We start from the raw sequence: 17,754 nt of genomic DNA, 5'->3' as shown, positions 1-17,754 counted from the left end.
CTTTGTTTTGTATCAATCGCTTCGCGCCGGCCAAAGGCATCTCCCGCCCAGCGGCCGTCATGTTATCGTTCCGCCCCATGATCAGAGACGACAGGAAGCTCGCGGAGCTTGAAAAGGCTCTCAACGACCTGCGCAACGACCTCAACGATCTCTCGTCGAAGGTGAATGCGGAGCCGAAGAACCCCCACCTGGTCTTTCGGCGGGTCAGCTTGATGAGCCGCATCGTGGCGGCGCAGACGAATGTGGACCAGCTGCGCGCGGGGCTGCGCCAGGCCTAGGTCCCGACGTAGCTCCCGACATTGGGGGCAGGCGGTCGTCGTGAGGAAGTAACGCCGCAGGAGAGTGCCGGTGACGACGCGTCGGACGCCCTATGTTCTCTGCCACATGGTCTGCAGCGTCGACGGGCGCATCTGGGGAAGCCGCTGGCGGCCCAAGGCCAATGTCGTGCCCAACCTGTTCGAGCGCCTGCACGACCAGATGGGCGGCGGCTCGTGGCTGTGCGGCAGGGTCACGGCGCAGGAATTCGCCAAGGGCACGGCGCCGCACTATCCGCCGACCGACCAGGTGTTTCCGCGCGAGAACTGGTTTGCGCCGGGCAACCCCAAAGAGGTCAAGGCCTGGGGCATCTTCCTCGACGGCAAGGGCAAGGCGGTATGGGCGCGCAAGGATATCGGCGGCGACCCCATCCTCGTGATCCTGACCGAAGCGGTGCCCGACCGGCATCTCGCGGGCCTGCGCGCCGACGGCGTGTCCTACATCTTCGCCGGCAAGACGGAGATCGATCTTGCGGCTGCGCTCGAAACGCTGAAGCGCGAACTGGGTATCGAGCGGATCATGCTGGAGGGCGGCGGCGGCGCGAACGGGGCGCTGCTGCGTGCCGGCCTGATCGACGAATTGAGCCTCGTGATCTGCCCGGTGATCGACGGCAGCACGGGCGGGCCCGTCGTCTTCAACTCCGGCGATGTCGATCTGGGGCCCGCGCCGATCGAAAGCATGACGCTCGTGAGCCACGAAGTGCTGGACGGCGGCGCGATGTGGCTGCGCTACAGGCTGTCGTCCTGACTAGCTTGTCGTCCTGAGCGTAGCGAAGGACCTCATCGCCGCCTGCAATCGGTGAGGCAATCGGCATGAGATCCTTCGCTGCGCTCAGGATGACAGATTCTCCGCGGCTACTCCGCCGCCTTCTGGTCGAGGAAGGCCAGCGTGCCGTCGCTGCGTTCGCCTTTGAGGTAGCGGAAGGTGCCGGCGCCGGTGGCGATCAGGTCGCCGCTCTGGTCGTAGATCTCGGTCTCGGCGGCGAAGGTGCTCTGGCTGGTCGAGGGACGCCACGCGCCCAGGATGGTGAGCACGTCGCCCTCGCGGGCCGCCTTGATGAACTGCGTCGTGAAGGCCAGCGTCACCGAGAGGCGGCGCGCGGTCGCGGTCTCGTTGAAGGTGCAGGCGAAGCCGCTCGCCGAATCCAGCAAGGTCATCAGCACGCCGCCATGCAGCAGGCCGTTGGCGTTGCACAGTTCCGGCCGCACCTTGAGGCGCATCTCGACGAAGCCGGCGCACCACGCCACGACTTCATGGCCGATCAGGCCATTGAAGCCGCGGAACTCATAAGGAGCGACCGGCCGTGCACCGGCCGGTCGTTGAATTGCCATCTGTAGAAGATCGCGTCTGGAAGGAGAGGGCGCGCCTTAGCGGCGCGCCATCGCCGACATCGGCGGCCGCAAGTGATGGCCATTGCCGTTGCTCAGCGCCGGACGAATGGCCGGACCCTGCGGCGAGACCATCGACGGCTGCGCGGCCATGCCGGTGCGGATGTCGCGCGCGACCTTGACGAGGCGCGGGCCCCAGTCGGCTTCGAGACGGTCGCGGCTGATCTGGTAGATCGGCGCCGAGGCGTTGACGGCATAGGCCGCGGTGCCGTCGGCATTGCGCAGCGGGGCGCCGACGCCACACAGCTCGGGCAGCCACTCGCCCCAGGTCACGCAGAAGCCGCGATCCGCCAGCTCCTTGAACGAACGCTCCAGACCGGTCTTCACCTTGGTCCAGTCGTCGCGCCAGCGGCGGCGGATGGCGTCGAGCTGCTTGTTGCGGTCGACGTCGGGCAGCGTGAAGAGATAGGCGCGGCCCATCGCCGTGCTCGCCATCGGCACGCGGGTGCCGACATCGTGGGTGATCGCCACCACGGACGGGCCGCGGCAAGCTTCGAGATAGATCATCGAGTGACGGTCGCGGCCGCCCAGCGCGGTCGAGGCGTTGAGCGCATGCGCAAGCTGCTCGAGCGGCGCGCGCGAGGCGCGGCGGACATCCATGCTCGAAATCGCGGCGTAGCCCAGCGCCAGGACGGAGGCGCCCAGCTCGTACTTACGGAACCGGCGGATGTAGTTGAGGTAGCCCAGCTCGGTCAGCGTGTGGGTCAGGCGGGCGACGGTCGGCTTCGGCAGGCCGGTGCGGTGGGCGATCTCCTGATTGCCCAGCATGCCTTCGCCGGCATGGAAGGCGCGGAGAATGTCGAGGCCGCGGGCAAGCGCCGTGACGAACTGGCGGTCCTTGGAGCTGACCCCTTCGGCTAGACCGTTCTCGACGGAACTCTCGAAGGCTGCAGTTCGAGTGACGAGATGGCTGACATTGCCCATGCGTTTTACTCCTCTAGGTAAATGGCCGTTTATTTCTTTGCGGGGCGGAACGTGCCATTGCGGTGCCAATGTCGCAATCGTGAGACGACGATTTTGGCGTGCGAACGTGCAGACCGGCCATGTCCCAAAGAGGGGCTTTGCATATCCAAAGTTGTGAAAGGTCGAAAAAGCGCACGGAATCGGTCATTTTTCGCAAAAAATCGTGACGCTGCGCGCACCTTTCGGTACAGCGCTGGCACCTTTTGGGGCGGGCGACTACGATCCGGCCGTCCCCCGCGCTCACGCTCCGAGCCCAAAAAACGAGAGGCGAAATTGGCTAAAGAACCCGCGCTGCCCAAGGATATTGCCGCGCTCTCTTTCGAGGATGCGCTGAAGGAACTGGAAGGTATCGTCCAGCAGCTCGAGCGCGGCCAGGTGAAGCTCGACGAGGCGATTTCGGCCTACGAACGGGGCGCGCTGCTGAAGCGGCACTGCGAACAGCGGCTGGCCGAGGCCAAGATGAAGGTCGAGAAGATCGTCTTCTCCGCCGACGGGTCGGTCGCCACGCAGCCGGCCGATCTCGGCTGAGCGTCTCTCCATGCCCCTGTCGTCGTACCGCCAGTTCGATGCCGCGCTGTCGTTCGCGGCCGAGTCCGTCGAGCGCACCATGGCGCGCCTTCTGCCGTCGGGAGACGAGGGCGAGGCGCGCGTCTTCGAGGCGATGCGCTATTCCAGCCTGGGCGGCGGCAAGCGCCTGCGCGCCTTCTTCGTGCTGGCCTCGGCGACCCTGTTCAAGGTCGGCAAGCTGCCGGCACTGCGCACCGCCAGCGCCATCGAGTTCGTCCATGCCTATTCGCTGATCCACGACGACCTGCCGGCGATGGACGACGACGACCTGCGCCGCGGCAAGCCCTCCTGCCACCGGCAGTTCGACGAGGCGACGGCGATCCTGGCGGGCGATGCGCTGCAGGCGCTGGCCTTCGAGGTGCTGGCGCACGAGGACACGCATGGCGATCCGGCAGTCCGCGTCGCCCTCGTGGCGGAACTGGCGCGGGCCTCGGGGGCGCACGGCATGGTGGGCGGGCAGATGCTCGACCTCATGGCCGAGCAGCGTGCGGAAGCCGGCGGCGAGCCGATGTCGATCGGCGCCATCACGCGCCTGCAGCGCCTGAAGACGGGCGCGCTAATCTCCTTTTCGTGCGGCGCGGGCGCCATCCTGGGCAAGGCCAGTGATCATTTGAGGGCGGCACTCTCGGCCTATGCGCACGACCTTGGCCTTGCGTTCCAGATCGTCGACGACCTGCTCGATGTCGAGGGCGATGCGGCCGAAATCGGCAAGACGCCGGGCAAGGATGCCGCCGCGGGCAAGGCGACCTTCGTGTCGATCCTGGGCGTGGAGCGGGCGCGGGCGCAGGCCGGGCTCCTGGCGCGACAGGCGGCCGCGCATCTCGAACCGTTCGGCGGTTCCGCGGACTTGCTAAAACAGGCGGCAAATTTCGTGGTGGCGCGCCGTACTTGAGATAGGGGCGCGGGAGCCGCCGCGCGGGAGTATAGTAACGCCATGACTGGCCCGAGCATGCCGAAAAGCACGACGCCGCTTCTCGACACCGTAGACGTTCCTGCCGACATTCGCCGACTGCGCGCCGACCAGTTGCGCCAGCTCGCCGACGAGCTTCGCCAGGAGACGATCTCGGCCGTCTCCGTCACCGGCGGCCATCTCGGCGCAGGGCTGGGCGTCGTCGAGCTGACCGTGGCGCTGCATTACGTGTTCGACACGCCGCGCGACCGCGTGATCTGGGACGTCGGCCACCAGGCCTATCCGCACAAGATCGTCACCGGCCGCCGCAGCCGCATCCGCACCTTGCGCCAGGAAGGCGGCCTCTCCGGGTTCACGCGGCGCAGCGAGAGCGAATACGACCCGTTCGGCGCGGCGCACTCCTCGACCTCGATCTCGGCCGGCCTCGGCATGGCCGTCGCACGCGATCTCGCGGGCGGCAACAACAACGTGGTCGCCGTGATCGGCGACGGCGCGATGAGTGCCGGCATGGCCTACGAGGCGATGAACAATGCCGGCGCGCTGCGCAGCCGGCTGATCGTGGTGCTGAACGACAACGACATGTCGATCGCGCCGCCGGTCGGGGCACTGTCGGGCCATCTCTCGCGCCTGCTCTCGGGCCGGCCTTACGTGACGCTGCGCAATCTCGGCCGCGGCATCGCCGAGACCCTGCCCAAGCCGCTGGAGCTGGCGGCCAAGCGCGCCGAGGAGTTCGCGCGCGGCTTCGTGGCCGGCGGTACGCTGTTCGACGAGCTGGGCTTCTACTATGTCGGCCCGGTCGACGGTCACAATCTCGACCATCTGCTGCCGGTTCTGAAGAACGCCCGCGACGCCAAGCTCGACAAGCCGATCCTGGTCCATGTCGTCACCAAAAAGGGCAAGGGCTATCCGCCGGCCGAGGCGAGCGAGGACAAGTATCATGGCGTCGTGAAGTTCGACGTCGTGACCGGCAAGCAGTCCAAGCCGGTGGCCAACGCGCCGCAATACACGGCCGTGTTCGCCAAGGCGCTGATCGCCGAAGCCGAGGCCGACAAGAAGATTGTCGCCATCACCGCCGCGATGCCCTCGGGCACCGGCCTCGACAAGTTCGCCGAGCGCTTCCCCGAGCGCAGCTTCGACGTGGCCATCGCCGAGCAGCACGGCGTTACCTTCGCCGCCGGGCTCGCGACCGAGGGCTTCAAGCCGTTCGCGGCGATCTACTCGACCTTCCTGCAGCGCGGCTACGACCAGGTGGTCCACGACGTGGCGCTGCAGAAGCTGCCGGTGCGCTTCGCCATCGACCGCGCGGGCCTCGTGGGAGCCGACGGCGCCACCCATGCCGGCGCCTTCGACGTCGCCTATCTCGGCTGCCTGCCGGACTTCGTCATCATGGCGGCAGCCGACGAGCTGGAGCTGATGCATATGGTGGCGACGGCCGCCCAGATCGACGACCGGCCCTCGGCCTTCCGCTATCCGCGCGGCGAGGGCGTGGGCGTCGAACTGCCGGCCCGGGGCACGCCGCTGGAGATCGGCAAGGGCCGCGTGCTGCGCGAGGGCACCAAGATCGCGATCCTGAACTTCGGCGCGCGCCTGCAGGAGTGCCTGGTGGCGGCCGAGGATCTCGCCGCCAAGGGCCTGAGCACCACCGTGGCCGATGCGCGCTTCGCCAAGCCGCTCGACACCGACCTGATCCGCCGCCTCGCGCGCGAGCACGAAGTGCTGATCACCATCGAGGAAGGTTCGGTCGGCGGCTTCTCGAGCTTCGTGTTGCAATACCTCGCGACCGCGGGCCTGCTCGATCAGGGCCTGAAGGTCCGCCCCATGATCCTGCCCGACCGCTTCATCGACCACGCTTCGCCCGCGAAGCAATACGAATGGGCCGGCCTCAACGCCCCGCAGATCGTCGCCACTGCGCTCGCCGCCTTGGGCCAGTCGGCCGAACGGGCGAGGGGTTAGGCGGCTCCAGTCATCCTGAGCGCAGCGAAGGATCTCATGCCGGTTGCTTCACCGATTGCAGGCGGCGATGAGGTCCTTCGCTGCGCTCAGGACGACAGAATGCCCAAAGCGAATCGTTCGCCGTCAGCTTCGGTACCCCGGTAAACGGGCGCATTCTCTCTTTGTCATCCTGAGCGAAGCGAAGGATCTCATGCCGGTTGCTTCACCGATTGCAGGCGGCGATGAGGTCCTTCGCTGCGCTCAGGACGACAGGGTGCTCTAACGCGGGTCGATGGGCGTCAGCTTCGGGGCGTGGGCTTCGATGATTTCGGCGGCGCCGAGGCAGAGGTCTTCGCGGAAGCGGCCGGCGACGACCTGGACGCCGACCGGCGTGTTGTTCGCGGCGATGCCCGTCGGCACCGAGGCGCAGGGCAGGCCGAGCACGGGCATCGCCAGCAGCGAGCGCTGTGCATCCATCATCGCCGCGATGATCGCTTCGTCCTCTTCGAGGTCCAGCCCGTCGCGGAACGGCAGCACATGCGACACCGGCGTCACCACGATGGGGAAGCGGTCGAGGAACAGCGACCACTCGCGCATCAGGGCGAGGCGCGTGCCGAAGCCGTCGAGGACGCCGCCGGCGTCGATCTCCGGCGCATAGCGCAGGTGGCCGTCCATGTTGCGCTTGGCGGCCTCGTCGCCGAACTGCCGGACCAGGTCGGCCATGCCGCGGCGCTCCTCGCCGACGACGAGGCGGTGCCAGAGGTCGGCCGCATCGCCCAGCCGCGGCGGCGGCGTCTCGACGACGGCGTAGCCCGCATCGGCCAGAGCGCGGCCGGCGGCGCGGATCGCGTCGCTCACTTCGGGCGCGGTGTCGCCGAACGGATCGGGCACCAGCGCCACTTGAACGGGCCGCGGCGGCGCGGGGCCCTGCAGCGGCACCGGCATCCAGTTGGGATCGCGCGGATCGGGCGCGGCCATGGCGAGCAGGCCGAGGCGCAGGTCGGCGACGGTGCGGGCAAGCGGTCCCTGCACCGACATCATCTGCGCCGTGATCGGGCGCTCGGTCTTGCCCGAGGGATTGTAGGCCGGCACGCGGCCGGGCGTGGGCCGCAGCCCCGCGACGCCGCAGGCATAGGCGGGATAGCGGATCGAGCCGCCGAAATCGTTGCCGTGGCCGATGGCGCCCATGCCGGACGCGACGGCCGAGGCCGCGCCGCCGCTCGAACCGCCCGGCGTCAGCGCCGGGTTCCACGGATTGCGCGTCGCGCCGTGCAGCGCGTTGTCGGTGAACCAGCGGTGCGAGAAGGCGGGCGTGTTGGTGCGGCCTACGATGATGGCACCGGCGCGGCGCAGGTTGGCGACGGGCGGGCTGTCCTCGGTGGCGATGACGTCGCGGAAGGCCTCGACGCCGTTGGTCGTGGCGTGGCCCTTCTGGTCGACGTTCACCTTGACGGTGACGGGCACGCCATGCAGCGGGCCCAGCGCATGGCCGCTGCGGCGCTGCGCGTCGGCGGTGCGGGCCGCTGCCAGCGCTTCGTCGGCCGCGACCTCGACGATGGCGTTGAGCGCCGGATTGACGGCGGCGATGCGGTCGAGCGTCGAGCGTGTTGCTTCCTCGCTCGAAATCGTGCCGCTGCGAATCCCCCGCGCCAGGTCGACCGCCGACCAGCGCCACAGTTCGTCGGTCATCGTCTTTTCTTCCCCCGCCCAAAACAAAGCCTCACCCCGAGGAGCCGCGTTCCGGCGTGCTCCTCCGGGTGAGGCGATATGCTTTAACTTAGTCCTTCGGCTGCGGGACGATGCGCAGGTAGGGCTTCGGCGCCTTCCAGCCGCCCGGGAACTTGGCCTTGGCCTGTTCGTCGGAGACGGCCGGGACGATGATCACGTCTTCGCCCTTCTTCCAGTTCACCGGCGTGGCGACCTGGTGCCTGGCGGTGAGCTGGCAGCTCTCGAGCAGGCGCAGCACTTCGTCGAAGTTGCGGCCGGAGCTCATCGGATAGGTGAGCATCGCCTTGATCTTCTTGTCCGGGCCGATGATGAACACCGAGCGCACGGTGGCATTGTCGGCGGCGGTGCGGCCTTCCGACGTCGTGCCCGCGCCCTCGGGGAGCATGTCGTAGGCGGTCGCGACCTTCAGTTCGGGATCGCCGATCATCGGGAAGGTGACGGCGTGGCCCTGCGTCTCCTCGATGTCCTTCGCCCATTTGGCGTGGTTGGTCACGGGATCGACCGAGAGGCCCAGGATCTTGGTGTTGAGCTTGTCGAACTGCGGCTTGAGGCCGGCCATGTAGCCCAGCTCGGTGGTGCAGACCGGCGTGAAGTCCTTGGGATGAGAGAACAGGATCGCCCAGCTGTCGCCGATCCACTTGTGGAACTCGATCGGGCCCTGCGTCGTCTCGGCCTTGAAATCGGGCGCGGTGGAATTGATGCGAAGCGTCATGGTGAAATCTCCTGTCGTTCGGAAATCGACGTTGCGGACACTCACTCAACTCTGCCCGGGGAATAGGGTCAAGCCTTGGAAGGAATCCAGCTCAGCAGGCCCAATCCGCCATCGACTTCTACTGTCGTACCCACGACATAACGGCCAAATCTTTCCGACAGTATCGCGACGGCGACCTGCGCAATGTCGTCCGGCGTGCCGGCGCGGCCAAGTGGGATTTGCGCGACCAGGCCGCCGAGATCGTCGGCGACGAAGCCGCCGCCGGGGATGGCGCCGGGCGCCAGTGCATTCACTCTGATGCCGTCGGGCGCCAGCACGCGCGCCAGCTCCTTCATCGCCATGGTCATGCCGGCCTTGGCGGCGCTGTAATGCGGCAGGTTGCGCGGCATGAGGCGATGCTGCGACGTGATCAGGAGAATCCGGCCCTTGATCCCGGCGTCGCGCATGTGGCGGCCGGCCTCGCGCGCCAGAAAGAAGCCCGAGCGCAGGTTGATGTCGAGCATGGCGTCCCACGTCTCCTCGCTGACCGACAGCGGCGTGTCGACTTCCCGGCGGCGCGGACTGGCGGCATGGACCAGCAGCGAGATCGAGCCCAGCTTCTCGATCGCGCCGTCGAGCAGGGTCCTCCAGCCATCACGTCGGGAAAGATCGCCGGCCAGGAAGTCGATACCGTCCTCGGCCGGTGGCGGCGCGATGTCGCTGCCGAGGACGGTCGCGCCCTCGGCCTTGAGGGCCCGTGCGATGCCGCGGCCGATCCCGCCGGCGCAGCCGGTGACCAGGGCGCGTTCGCCCCCCAGAAGTTCGGTGCTCATGCTGAATGTTCCCTGCCTGTGTCCCGCATCGGTCATTTTGGGAATGTTGGCCGACATCGGTTCACTTTATAGTAGCAGGGCGTTCGAGCATCTTTGGTTGGGAGAATGAGGATGTTGAGGGGCTTTCTGAGGCTGGTGCTCGTCGGAGCTGTCGGCGTGACCGGGGTGGCCTGCGTGGACGACGGCAATCCGCCGCCGCGCTACTACCCGCCGGCACAGCCGACCTACTATCAGCCGCAACCGACCTACTATAACAATCAGTATTATCGGAACGACGGCTACACGACGGTGACCGTGACGAACCGCGGCCAGAACGGCTATCGCGACGACGTCGTTCAGCAGCGCGTCCCCTGCGGCAGCCAGTATTACGACGGCTACCGTCAGCGAACCGCACGGTGCTGATCGCCTTCGTGCCAGCCTTCATGGCGCGCGTTCATGTGAAGCGCGGAGAAGCGTAGGCATCGAGTGGCCAAGACACGATTGGACGTGGCGCTGGTGGAGCGCGGGCTCGCCGAAACGCGTGCCGCGGCGCAGCGCCTCGTCATGGCCGGGCTCGTCTTCTCCGGCGAGCGCCGGCTCGACAAGGCGGGGCAGGCGGTGGCAGGCGAGACGCCGCTGGAGGTGCGCGGCCAGCCGCATCCCTATGTCTCGCGCGGCGGGCTGAAGCTCGAACGCGCGCTCGACTTCTTCTCCATTCCCGTCGAAGGCCGCATCGCGCTCGATGTCGGCTCCTCGACCGGCGGCTTCACCGACTGCCTGCTGCAGCGGGGCGCGGCCAAGGTCTATGCCGTCGATGTCGGCACCAACCAGCTCGCCTGGAAGCTGCGCACCGATCCGCGCGTCGTCTCGATGGAGAAGACCAACATCCGCGAGGTCACGCGCGCGGAGATTCCCGATCCCGTCGAACTGATCGTCTGCGATGCCTCGTTCATCGGCCTGCGCACCGCCTTGCCGGCGGCGCTGGCGCTCGCCGCACCGGGCGCGCATCTCGCCGCCCTGATCAAGCCGCAGTTCGAGGTCGGCAAGGGCCGCGTGGGCAAGGGCGGCATCGTGCGCGATCCCGCGCTGCACGACGAAGTGCGCGCGACGATCTCGACCTGGCTTGCCGAGCAGCCCGGCTGGACCGTGCTCGGCACCACCGACAGCCCCATCGAAGGCGCCGAAGGCAACAAGGAATTTCTGATCGGCGCGCAGCGTCGATGAGCCGCTCGCGGCCTCTCTGAAAACGGGCTACAGGAGAGCCTTCAGCTTCTGGCGCGTGTCGCCGAGAACAGGAGGCACCCATGGGCAGCTCGCGCAGCCATTGGGAAGATGTGTATACCGCCAAGGCCGAGACGGCGGTGAGCTGGTATCAGCGCCACGCGGTGCAATCGTTGCAGATGATCGCGGCGGCGGCAGCGGACCGCACGGTTCCCGTGATCGATATCGGCGGCGGCGCCTCGACCCTGGTCGACGATCTGCTGGCCGAGGGCTACGGCGATATCACCGTTCTCGACGTGGCGGAGGCCGCGCTCGCGAAATCGAAGGCGCGGCTCGGTGCGGCTGCAAGCAAGGTGTCGTGGATCGTGGCCGACATCACGCAGTGGAAGCCGCCGCGGCATTATCGGGTCTGGCACGATCGCGCGGTCTTCCACTTCCTGACCGACACGCCACGACAGGACGCCTATATCGCCGCGCTCGAAGCGGCCACCGAGCCCGGCGCGACGGCGATCATGGCGACCTTCGCCCTCGACGGACCGGAGAAGTGCAGCGGCCTGCCGGTTCAGCGATACAGCCCGCAGACCCTGGCGGCGCGGCTGGGGCGTTCGTTCCGGTTGATCGACGAGGCGCGGGAAACCCACAAGACGCCCGGCGGATCGGATCAGCACTTCTCCTATTCGGTGCTGCGCCGCCTCTAGGAATCGTAGGGTGCCTTGAGGATGCGGATGAACTCCGGCCGGACCCAGCGCATCGGCCCGATGCCCTGGCCGGCGAGCAGGCCGATACTGTCCTGCGTCGCGTCGGCGGTCTGGAACAGGTTGGCCGTGCTGTTGTCGGCAGGCCAGACCATCGCGGCGGTGGAGTTGTACGGATTGATCCACGAGTCGAGCTTCACGACGGGGACGCCCTGCTGGAAGGGATCGACATCTCCGTAGCCGATCTCCGCCTCGTTCGAGATTTCCCAGTCCACGTCCTTTGTCTGCCACGACCCGAACTGGAAGTAGCTCACCTTCTCCGGCGGCCAGAGATAGTAGAAGCGCGGCTTCATGCCGGCGGGAACGCTCAACACTTCCTTGCTGAACATCTTGTCGTCGAAGCCCAGCCTGCCGCTGAAGCGGATGCGCACCAGCTTCTCCTTGCCGGGAACGAAGGTGGCCAGTCCGGCGATGGTCGTGCCGAACGGGAGCCGCAGCCGCTTGATATCCATCGGCGCCTTGGGCTTCAGCCAGATCCTGTCGCCGACATCGGACCGGCCGGGCGCCATGCGGACCTGCGACTGCGCATCGCGCAGCGCCTCGTCGACGTTGATGCCATAGCCGACCTGGATGCTCTGGAAGACCGTCACCGTGTCGATGGCGCTCTCGGCGTCGCCTTTGGCCTTCGCGTAGGAAATCAGAACCAGGGCACCGAGCTGGGGATCGGCCGCGAGCCGCCGCGTGACTTCGGGCAGCCAGCGCGACTTCCATTCGTCCTCGAAGCGCTTGGCCTGAATGGAGCCGTTGATCTTCTGGAGAATGAAGTTGGCGCCCTGGAAGGCAAGCGTTGCGCCCTGGAACTTGGCGTCGCCGCGCATGTTCGGGCCGTGTTCCACCACAGGCTCGATGGGCTTTCCGACGTCGGCCGTTGTCGTCGCCGTTCCCGTCTTCGATCCGCCGCCGCTGCCGCCGCCGCCCGAACCGGGCGCGCCGCCCTTGCCGGGCGTCGGCTTGGGCGGGTTGTTCTGCATGAAGCTGAAAGGCTTCAGGCCCATGAGTCGCCGCGCCTGTGCGATGTCTTCCGTGCCGCTCGTTGCCTTAAGCGTCTTGCTCTCGGTGGCAAGCGTGACCCCGAGATTCTCGGCGCGTTTGCCGAACGGCCCGTCGAGGGTCCAGAGGCGCGCCTTCAAGGCCTTCGCCTCGGCCGCCACGAACGCGTCGCCCGGCGTCTCCTTGGATTTCCCGCCGCCATATTCCTTGACCCTGCCGAGCTCTCCCGGCTTGGGATCGTAGGTGATGTTGTCGGCATAGAAATCGCCGCGATCCTTGAGGCTGCCCGGCATGGCGGAGGCGGGAGCCATCGCGATCTTCAGGTCCTGCAGCAGCTTCTCGTAGCCCATGCGCAGGTGCACCGGCGAATCGCGCACCAATTCGTTGTAAGCGGCGCGCGACATGTAGACCTGCTCGCCCGATGCCAGCATGCGCTTCAAGGCTTCGGAGACGGCGGCGTTGCCGCGTGCAATCTCGGTGATGACGTTCTTGTCGAGAAGAATGGTCACGTTCGACACCTCGCAGATGAAAGCGTGGGTACTCGATCAGACCGAATAGGGACCTGTTCCGGCGGCAGCGTGTTCCAGATCGCAGGCCGGTTCAACGATCAAACGAGGAGGGGCTGCCTGCCCCTCGACGTCAGCGGACGGCTTTCGTGATCCGAAATTTGTTGTTGTCGGCCAGCGTCTCGAAGCTGGTGAAACCGGCCTTCAGCGTGGGCTCGTAGGGCAGGCCGCGGTTGGCCACCATGAAGAGCCGGCCGCCGGGCTTCAGCGCGCGCGACGCGGCCTCGATGATCTGCTGGCCGAGCGAGGGCGTGGCCGCGCGGCCGCTGTGGAAGGGCGGGTTGCAGACGATGGCGTCGTAGGTCGCGGGCGCGGCTTCGGTCACCAGGTCGAGCCAGTGGAACTTCGCCCGCGCGTCGACGACGTTCGCCTCGGCGGCTTCCAGCGCGCGATGTTCGGCGTCGATGCAGTCGATGCCTGTAACGCCGGGGCAGTGGGCCAGTACGTGGCGCGCGAGGAAACCCCAGCCGCAGCCGAAGTCGGCGACGGTGCCCGCGAGATCGGTGGGCAGATGGCGGACGAGCAGGGCGGAGCCGTCGTCAATGCGGTCCCAGGAGAAGAGGCCGGGCTGACTCTTCCATGACCCGTCGCCGACCGGCTGCAGGGTGGCGAGCCGGCGCCAGTAGTCGGGCGGGGCGCGTTCGCCCTTGGGGAACCAGAAGACGCGGCTGTGGAACTTGAACAGGCTGCCGGCACCGTCGAACGCCTTGCCGACGTTCTTCTCCAGGCTGGCGGCACCATCTTCGTTCGCACCGGCACAGGCCAGCACGCCGCCGGGCACAAGGAGATCCCAGGCGCGCGCGATGTTGGCGAAGTTCTCTTCCTTGTGCTTGGTCAGGAGCACGAGGCCCTGTCCGTAGCCGTCGGGAAGGGAGGGGAGACGCGGCACGACCTTCCAGTGCGCGCGCTTCAGGCGCAGGAACTCCGGCCGCAGCGACTGCTCGGCATCGACATCGCCCAGCGCGCCCGGCTCGGCGCGCATCAGGAACGTCCGTCCTTCCGGCGGCGAGAGTGCGCCGATCTCGAAGGCATAGGCGAGCGCCCGCCCGGCCTGGCTCATAAGGAAAGTCTCCGCGATCCGGATGAATGACTCGTCATCCTGAGCGCAGCGAAGGATCTCATGCCGATTGCCTCACCAATGGCGGGCGGCGATGAGGTCCTTCGCTAATGCTCAGGACGACAGAGGTGTCCTAAGGCACCAGCACCGCGCGGCCCATGATGAGGCCCTTGCGCAGTTCCTGCAGCGTGGCGTCGGCTTCGTCGAGCTTGCGCTTGATGACCGGCACGGGCGTCACCTTGCCGCCGGTGACGAGGTCCATCATCTCCTTCATCTCGGCCGGGCTGCCGGTGACGGAACCCACGATCTGGCAGCCGGTGAAGGCGAACATCGGCAGCGGGATCGAGAAGGTGCCGCCGAACAGGCCGACGATGATCAGCCGGCCGCCGCGACCCAGCGCCTTCAGGCCGAACTGCGCCGAGCTTTCCGCGCCCACGAAGTCGATGGCCGCACCGACGCCGGTGCCGCCGGTCAGTTCGAGGATCTGCTTGCGTGCATCCTTGTCGCGCGGATCGAAGGCCGCGACCGCGCCGTTCTCCAGCGCGAGCTTGCGCTTGTTCTCGTCGATGTCGGCCACGATCGGCTCGCGGCCCAGCACCGACTTGGCGAAGCGCACGCCCATCAGGCCGACGCCGCCCGCACCGATCACCAGGATCGGCTTGCCGCCATCCTCGCCCTGCGCCTTCTTGACCGCGCTGAACGCCGTGATGCCCGAGCAGGCATAGAGGCAGGCCAGTTCCACCGGCAGGTCGCCGTAGGGGTAGAGATATTTCGCATGCGGCACGAGGACATGGTCGGCATAGCCGCCGTCGTTGTTCACACCGAGTGCACGCGGGGTCGGGCAGAGATGTTCGATGCCGCTGGTGCAGTACCAGCACTTGCCGCAGCCGATCCAGGGATAGACCACCGCCTTGTCGCCGACCTTGGCGCCTTTCGCGTCGGGGCCGACGGCGACCACGTCGCCCACGATCTCGTGGCCCATGGTGCGCGGCGGGTTCATGGTCTTCTGCGTCGACACCTTGTTGCCGCCGCCCATGTCGAAGAAGCCTTCCCACAGATGGACGTCGCTGTGGCAGACGCCGGCGGCGGTGACGCGCACCAGCACTTCCGTGCCCTGCGGAGTGGGGTTCGTCTCCTCGACCTTCTGCAGCGGCTTGCCGAATTCGACGACCTTGTAGCTCTTCATGGCGCAACTCCCGTGACTTCTTCCGGCGCCAGCATAGAGCATGTAGCGCCCGTTTGTGCTACGGCTGCGGCAACAAGAATTGCCCGGAGGGGATGCCGCCCGGCCGAAGAGCGCCGCTTTCATCCGCGGTCTTCTTCTCGCCCGCGTCGCGAGCCCATCCTACAGTCGGGACAAAGACGTTTCGGGGAGTGAGAAGCTCATGAGCAAGTACGGTATCGGCCAGCCGGTGTTGCGTTTCGAGGACCCGCGCCTGTTGCGCGGGCAGGGCCGCTACATCAACGACGTGAACCTGCCCGGCCAGGCCCATGCCGTGTTCGTCCGCTCCCCGCATGCCCATGCCCGGATCAACCGCATCGACACCGCCGCCGCGGCCGCCGCACCAGGCGTGCTGGCAGTCTACACCGGCCACGACGTGGTGGCCGACGGGCTCGGCATGCCCAAGGCCAACATGCCGCGCAAGCGGCCCGACGGTAAGCCGATGTTCGCGCCGCAGCGGCCGGCGCTGGTCACGGACCGCGTGCGCTATGTCGGCGATCCGGTGGCGATGGTAGTGGCCGCCACGCTGGCCGAAGCCAAGGATGCCGCCGAACTGGTCGAGATCGACTACGAGGCGATCCCCTCGGTGACCTCGACCGAGGATACGGTGAAGCCCGGCGCGCCTGCGGTGTGGGACGACTGCCCCGACAACATTTCCAACTTCATCGAGCGCGGCAACAAGGCGGCGACCGACGAGGCGATCAAGGGCGCGGCCAAGGTGATCAAGCGGCGCTACGCGATCACGCGCGTGCATGCGCAGTACATGGAGCCGCGCGGCACGCTCGGCACCTACGACCAGGGCGAGGATCGCATGATCCTCTATGCCGACGTGCAGTACCCCCATCGCGTGCGCAACATGCTGGCGCAGAGCGTGTTCAAGGTGCCCGAGAGCAAGATGCGCGTGATCGCCCAGGATGTGGGCGGCGGCTTCGGCACCAAGGGCTGGCAGTATGTCGAGCACCGCTTGACGCTCTGGGCGGCGCGCAAGCTGCTGCGTCCGGTAAAGTGGACCTGCGAGCGCTCCGAGGCGGTGATGGCCGACGAGCACGGCCGCGACAATATCGGCGAGATCGAGCTCGCGTTGGACAAGGACAACAGGTTCGTGGCGCTTCGCCTCAACATGCTGGCCAACATCGGCGCCTATGTCGGGTCGGACCGCAACCTGCTGTCGCCTTTCGGCATGATCGGCACGGTGCTGGGCGTCTACATGATCCCCACGGCCTATATCAACGTGATCGGCGTGCTCTCCAACACCAATCCGACGGCGCCCTATCGCGGCGCGGGGCGGCCGGAGGCGATCTATCTGATCGAACGGCTGATCGACGATGCGGCGCGCGAGCTGGGCGTCGACCGGGTGGAGCTGCGGCGCAGGAACATGCTGCCGGAGAAGGCGCTGCCCTATCAGAGCCCGGTCGGGCCGTTCTACGACTGCGGCGAGTTCGAGAAGAACATGGACATGGCGCTGAAGCTCGCCGACGTGGAGGGCTATGGCGCGCGCGCCGAGGAGTCGAAGAAGCGCGGCAAGCTGCGCGGGCTCGGCATCGTCAACGCCATCGAACAGGCGGCCGGCACGGCGCAGCCCGAATATGCCGAGATCCGCTTCAATCCCAGCGGCACGGCAGCGCTGCTCATGGGCACCAAGAACCAGGGCCAGGGCCACGAGACGATGTTCAAGCAGATCCTGAACGAGCGGCTGGGCATCGACCCCGCCGACGTGCAGTTCATCGACGGCGACACCGACCGCGTGGCCTTCGGCATGGGCACCAACGGCTCACGCTCGACGGTGCTGGGCGGCTCGGCGCTGTTCCTCGCTGCCGGCAAGGTGATCGAGAAGGGAAAGAAGCTCGCGGGCCATCTGCTGGAGGCGGGCGAGCAGGACATCGAGTTCGCCGACGGCACCTTCACCGTCAAGGGCACCGACAAGTCGGTGCCGCTGAAGCAGGTCGCGATGGCGGCGTTCAATCCGACCAAGTGGCCCAAGAGCGGCTTCGAGGGCGGGCTCTACGAGAATGCGACCTTCCTCGGCGAGAAGGACACCTATCCCAACGGCTGTCACATCTGCGAGGTCGAGATCGATCCCGAGACCGGCGAGGTCAAACTCGACCGCTATGCCGTGGTCGACGACGTGGGCACGGTGATGAACCCGATCGGGCTCAAGGGCCAGATCCACGGCGGTGTGGCGCAGGGCGTCGGCCAGATCCTGGGCGAGCAGGTCGTGTGGGACCGCGAGAGCGGCCAGCTCCTGACCGCAAGCTTCCTCGATTACACGATGCCGCGCGCCGACACGATGTGCAGCATGGAGATCAAGTCCAACCCGGTGCCTACGAAGTACAATCCCCTCGGTGCAAAAGGAGCAGGCGAGGCGGGCACCGTCGGCGCCATGCCGGCGGTGATGAATGCCGTGCTCGATGCGCTGGCGCCGCTCGGCGTCAGGGACGTCGCCATGCCCGCCAGCGCCCAAAACGTCTGGCGCGCGATCCAGGCGGCGGGGAAATGAACGTCGGAGGACGCTTCTCTTCGCCTCCCCATTCAAATGGGGAGGTGGCCCGTAGGGCCGGAGGGGTCATGCCCCCTCCGCCTCGCAAGACGAGGCACCTCCCCCGTTGACGCTGAGACTACCAAGGCACACAGGGGATA

At 67.2% G+C, this 17,754-nt stretch carries 17 protein-coding genes; 9 read left to right on the top strand and 8 right to left on the bottom strand.

Going from position 1 to position 17,754, the window contains the following annotated elements; genetic code table 11:
* Nucleotides 1-2: 2 nt before the first annotated feature.
* Nucleotides 3-278 (top strand): hypothetical protein, encoded by a 276-nt coding sequence (locus tag BN60_RS12540; RefSeq protein WP_020696404.1) that lies wholly within the window; start codon nt 3-5, stop codon nt 276-278.
* 70 nt (nt 279-348) lie between these two features.
* Nucleotides 349-1,062 carry a dihydrofolate reductase family protein gene (locus BN60_RS12535; protein ID WP_020696403.1) on the top strand — a complete coding sequence of 238 codons (714 nt, stop codon included), beginning with the start codon at nt 349-351 and terminating at the stop codon, nt 1,060-1,062.
* A gap of 107 nt (nt 1,063-1,169) precedes the next feature.
* On the opposite strand, the gene BN60_RS12530 is transcribed toward BN60_RS12535, so the two are convergent.
* Both BN60_RS12530 and BN60_RS12525 read right to left on the bottom strand, forming a co-directional pair.
* Complete coding sequence (locus BN60_RS12530; RefSeq protein ID WP_020696402.1) at nt 1,170-1,646, bottom strand: PaaI family thioesterase; 477 nt, start codon at nt 1,644-1,646, stop codon at nt 1,170-1,172.
* Nucleotides 1,647-1,682: 36 nt separating this feature from the next.
* Nucleotides 1,683-2,627, bottom strand: a complete 945-nt coding sequence (locus BN60_RS12525; protein ID WP_020696401.1) for an IclR family transcriptional regulator — start codon at nt 2,625-2,627, stop codon at nt 1,683-1,685.
* 312 nt (nt 2,628-2,939) lie between these two features.
* Here BN60_RS12525 and BN60_RS31305 point away from each other — a divergent pair, with 312 nt between their 5' ends.
* From BN60_RS31305 to dxs, 3 genes are read left to right on the top strand one after another with little or no spacing between them, the layout of a single operon-like run.
* Nucleotides 2,940-3,194: an exodeoxyribonuclease VII small subunit gene (locus tag BN60_RS31305; protein ID WP_020696400.1), complete on the top strand. Its 255-nt coding sequence runs from the start codon at nt 2,940-2,942 to the stop codon at nt 3,192-3,194.
* Between the two features lie 10 nt (nt 3,195-3,204).
* Entirely contained in the window at nt 3,205-4,125 is a 921-nt protein-coding gene (locus BN60_RS12515; RefSeq protein WP_020696399.1) for a polyprenyl synthetase family protein, read from the top strand.
* A 42-nt stretch (nt 4,126-4,167) separates the two neighbouring features.
* A complete protein-coding gene (gene dxs, locus BN60_RS12510; RefSeq protein ID WP_215905903.1) occupies nt 4,168-6,096 on the top strand; it encodes a 1-deoxy-D-xylulose-5-phosphate synthase in 1,929 nt (642 codons plus the stop codon).
* A gap of 258 nt (nt 6,097-6,354) precedes the next feature.
* On the opposite strand, the gene BN60_RS12505 is transcribed toward dxs, so the two are convergent.
* The 3 genes from BN60_RS12505 to BN60_RS12495 form a co-directional block, all read right to left on the bottom strand.
* A complete protein-coding gene (locus tag BN60_RS12505; protein WP_020696397.1) occupies nt 6,355-7,764 on the bottom strand; it encodes an amidase family protein in 1,410 nt (469 codons plus the stop codon).
* Nucleotides 7,765-7,852: 88 nt separating this feature from the next.
* On the bottom strand, nt 7,853-8,515 hold the full coding sequence (locus BN60_RS12500; protein WP_020696396.1) for a peroxiredoxin: 663 nt from the start codon (nt 8,513-8,515) through the stop codon (nt 7,853-7,855).
* Nucleotides 8,516-8,583: 68 nt separating this feature from the next.
* Complete coding sequence (locus BN60_RS12495) at nt 8,584-9,327, bottom strand: SDR family NAD(P)-dependent oxidoreductase (RefSeq protein ID WP_020696395.1); 744 nt, start codon at nt 9,325-9,327, stop codon at nt 8,584-8,586.
* A gap of 111 nt (nt 9,328-9,438) precedes the next feature.
* Here BN60_RS12495 and BN60_RS12490 point away from each other — a divergent pair, with 111 nt between their 5' ends.
* The 3 genes from BN60_RS12490 (at nt 9,439) to BN60_RS12480 (ending at nt 11,225) form a co-directional block, all read left to right on the top strand.
* Nucleotides 9,439-9,729 (top strand): hypothetical protein, encoded by a 291-nt coding sequence (locus tag BN60_RS12490; RefSeq protein WP_020696394.1) that lies wholly within the window; start codon nt 9,439-9,441, stop codon nt 9,727-9,729.
* 63 nt (nt 9,730-9,792) lie between these two features.
* A complete protein-coding gene (locus tag BN60_RS12485; protein WP_043283875.1) occupies nt 9,793-10,530 on the top strand; it encodes a TlyA family RNA methyltransferase in 738 nt (245 codons plus the stop codon).
* A gap of 80 nt (nt 10,531-10,610) precedes the next feature.
* A complete protein-coding gene (locus BN60_RS12480) occupies nt 10,611-11,225 on the top strand; it encodes a class I SAM-dependent methyltransferase (protein ID WP_020696392.1) in 615 nt (204 codons plus the stop codon).
* Here the strand turns inward: BN60_RS12480 and BN60_RS12475 are convergent.
* The 3 genes from BN60_RS12475 to BN60_RS12465 all read right to left on the bottom strand — a co-directional run bounded on the left by BN60_RS12475 (nt 11,222) and on the right by BN60_RS12465 (nt 15,081).
* The gene (locus BN60_RS12475) at nt 11,222-12,781 is read right to left on the bottom strand and encodes a PIN domain-containing protein (protein WP_148283390.1); all 1,560 of its coding nucleotides are present in this window, start codon (nt 12,779-12,781) and stop codon (nt 11,222-11,224) included. The genes BN60_RS12480 and BN60_RS12475 overlap by 4 nt on opposite strands.
* Nucleotides 12,782-12,911: 130 nt before the next feature.
* Complete coding sequence (locus tag BN60_RS12470; protein WP_020696390.1) at nt 12,912-13,898, bottom strand: class I SAM-dependent methyltransferase; 987 nt, start codon at nt 13,896-13,898, stop codon at nt 12,912-12,914.
* 130 nt (nt 13,899-14,028) lie between these two features.
* The gene (locus BN60_RS12465) at nt 14,029-15,081 is read right to left on the bottom strand and encodes an alcohol dehydrogenase (protein ID WP_020696389.1); all 1,053 of its coding nucleotides are present in this window, start codon (nt 15,079-15,081) and stop codon (nt 14,029-14,031) included.
* Nucleotides 15,082-15,280: 199 nt separating this feature from the next.
* On the opposite strand from BN60_RS12465, the gene BN60_RS12460 reads away from it, so the two are divergent.
* Complete coding sequence (locus tag BN60_RS12460; RefSeq protein ID WP_020696388.1) at nt 15,281-17,614, top strand: xanthine dehydrogenase family protein molybdopterin-binding subunit; 2,334 nt, start codon at nt 15,281-15,283, stop codon at nt 17,612-17,614.
* Nucleotides 17,615-17,754 lie beyond the last annotated feature (140 nt).

Origin of the sequence: Reyranella massiliensis 521 (assembly GCF_000312425.1) — a bacterium.
In the GTDB taxonomy this organism is placed as follows: domain Bacteria; phylum Pseudomonadota; class Alphaproteobacteria; order Reyranellales; family Reyranellaceae; genus Reyranella; species Reyranella massiliensis.
This window is presented reverse-complemented; position numbering and strand designations above follow the sequence as displayed.

Bases quoted from the DNA above. Each gene is read 5' to 3' on its own strand.
- BN60_RS12480 (WP_020696392.1), top strand. From the start codon at position 10,611: ATGGGCAGCTCGCGCAGCCATTGGGAAGATGTGTATACCGCCAAGGCC.
- BN60_RS12470 (WP_020696390.1), bottom strand. From the start codon at position 13,898: ATGAGCCAGGCCGGGCGGGCGCTCGCCTATGCCTTCGAGATCGGCGCA.
- BN60_RS12490 (WP_020696394.1), top strand. From the start codon at position 9,439: ATGTTGAGGGGCTTTCTGAGGCTGGTGCTCGTCGGAGCTGTCGGCGTG.
- BN60_RS12465 (WP_020696389.1), bottom strand. From the start codon at position 15,081: ATGAAGAGCTACAAGGTCGTCGAATTCGGCAAGCCGCTGCAGAAGGTC.
- BN60_RS12505 (WP_020696397.1), bottom strand. From the start codon at position 7,764: ATGACCGACGAACTGTGGCGCTGGTCGGCGGTCGACCTGGCGCGGGGG.
- BN60_RS12500 (WP_020696396.1), bottom strand. From the start codon at position 8,515: ATGACGCTTCGCATCAATTCCACCGCGCCCGATTTCAAGGCCGAGACG.
- BN60_RS12525 (WP_020696401.1), bottom strand. From the start codon at position 2,627: ATGGGCAATGTCAGCCATCTCGTCACTCGAACTGCAGCCTTCGAGAGT.
- BN60_RS12460 (WP_020696388.1), top strand. From the start codon at position 15,281: ATGAGCAAGTACGGTATCGGCCAGCCGGTGTTGCGTTTCGAGGACCCG.
- BN60_RS12515 (WP_020696399.1), top strand. From the start codon at position 3,205: ATGCCCCTGTCGTCGTACCGCCAGTTCGATGCCGCGCTGTCGTTCGCG.
- BN60_RS12530 (WP_020696402.1), bottom strand. From the start codon at position 1,646: ATGGCAATTCAACGACCGGCCGGTGCACGGCCGGTCGCTCCTTATGAG.
- BN60_RS12495 (WP_020696395.1), bottom strand. From the start codon at position 9,327: ATGAGCACCGAACTTCTGGGGGGCGAACGCGCCCTGGTCACCGGCTGC.
- dxs (WP_215905903.1), top strand. From the start codon at position 4,168: ATGACTGGCCCGAGCATGCCGAAAAGCACGACGCCGCTTCTCGACACC.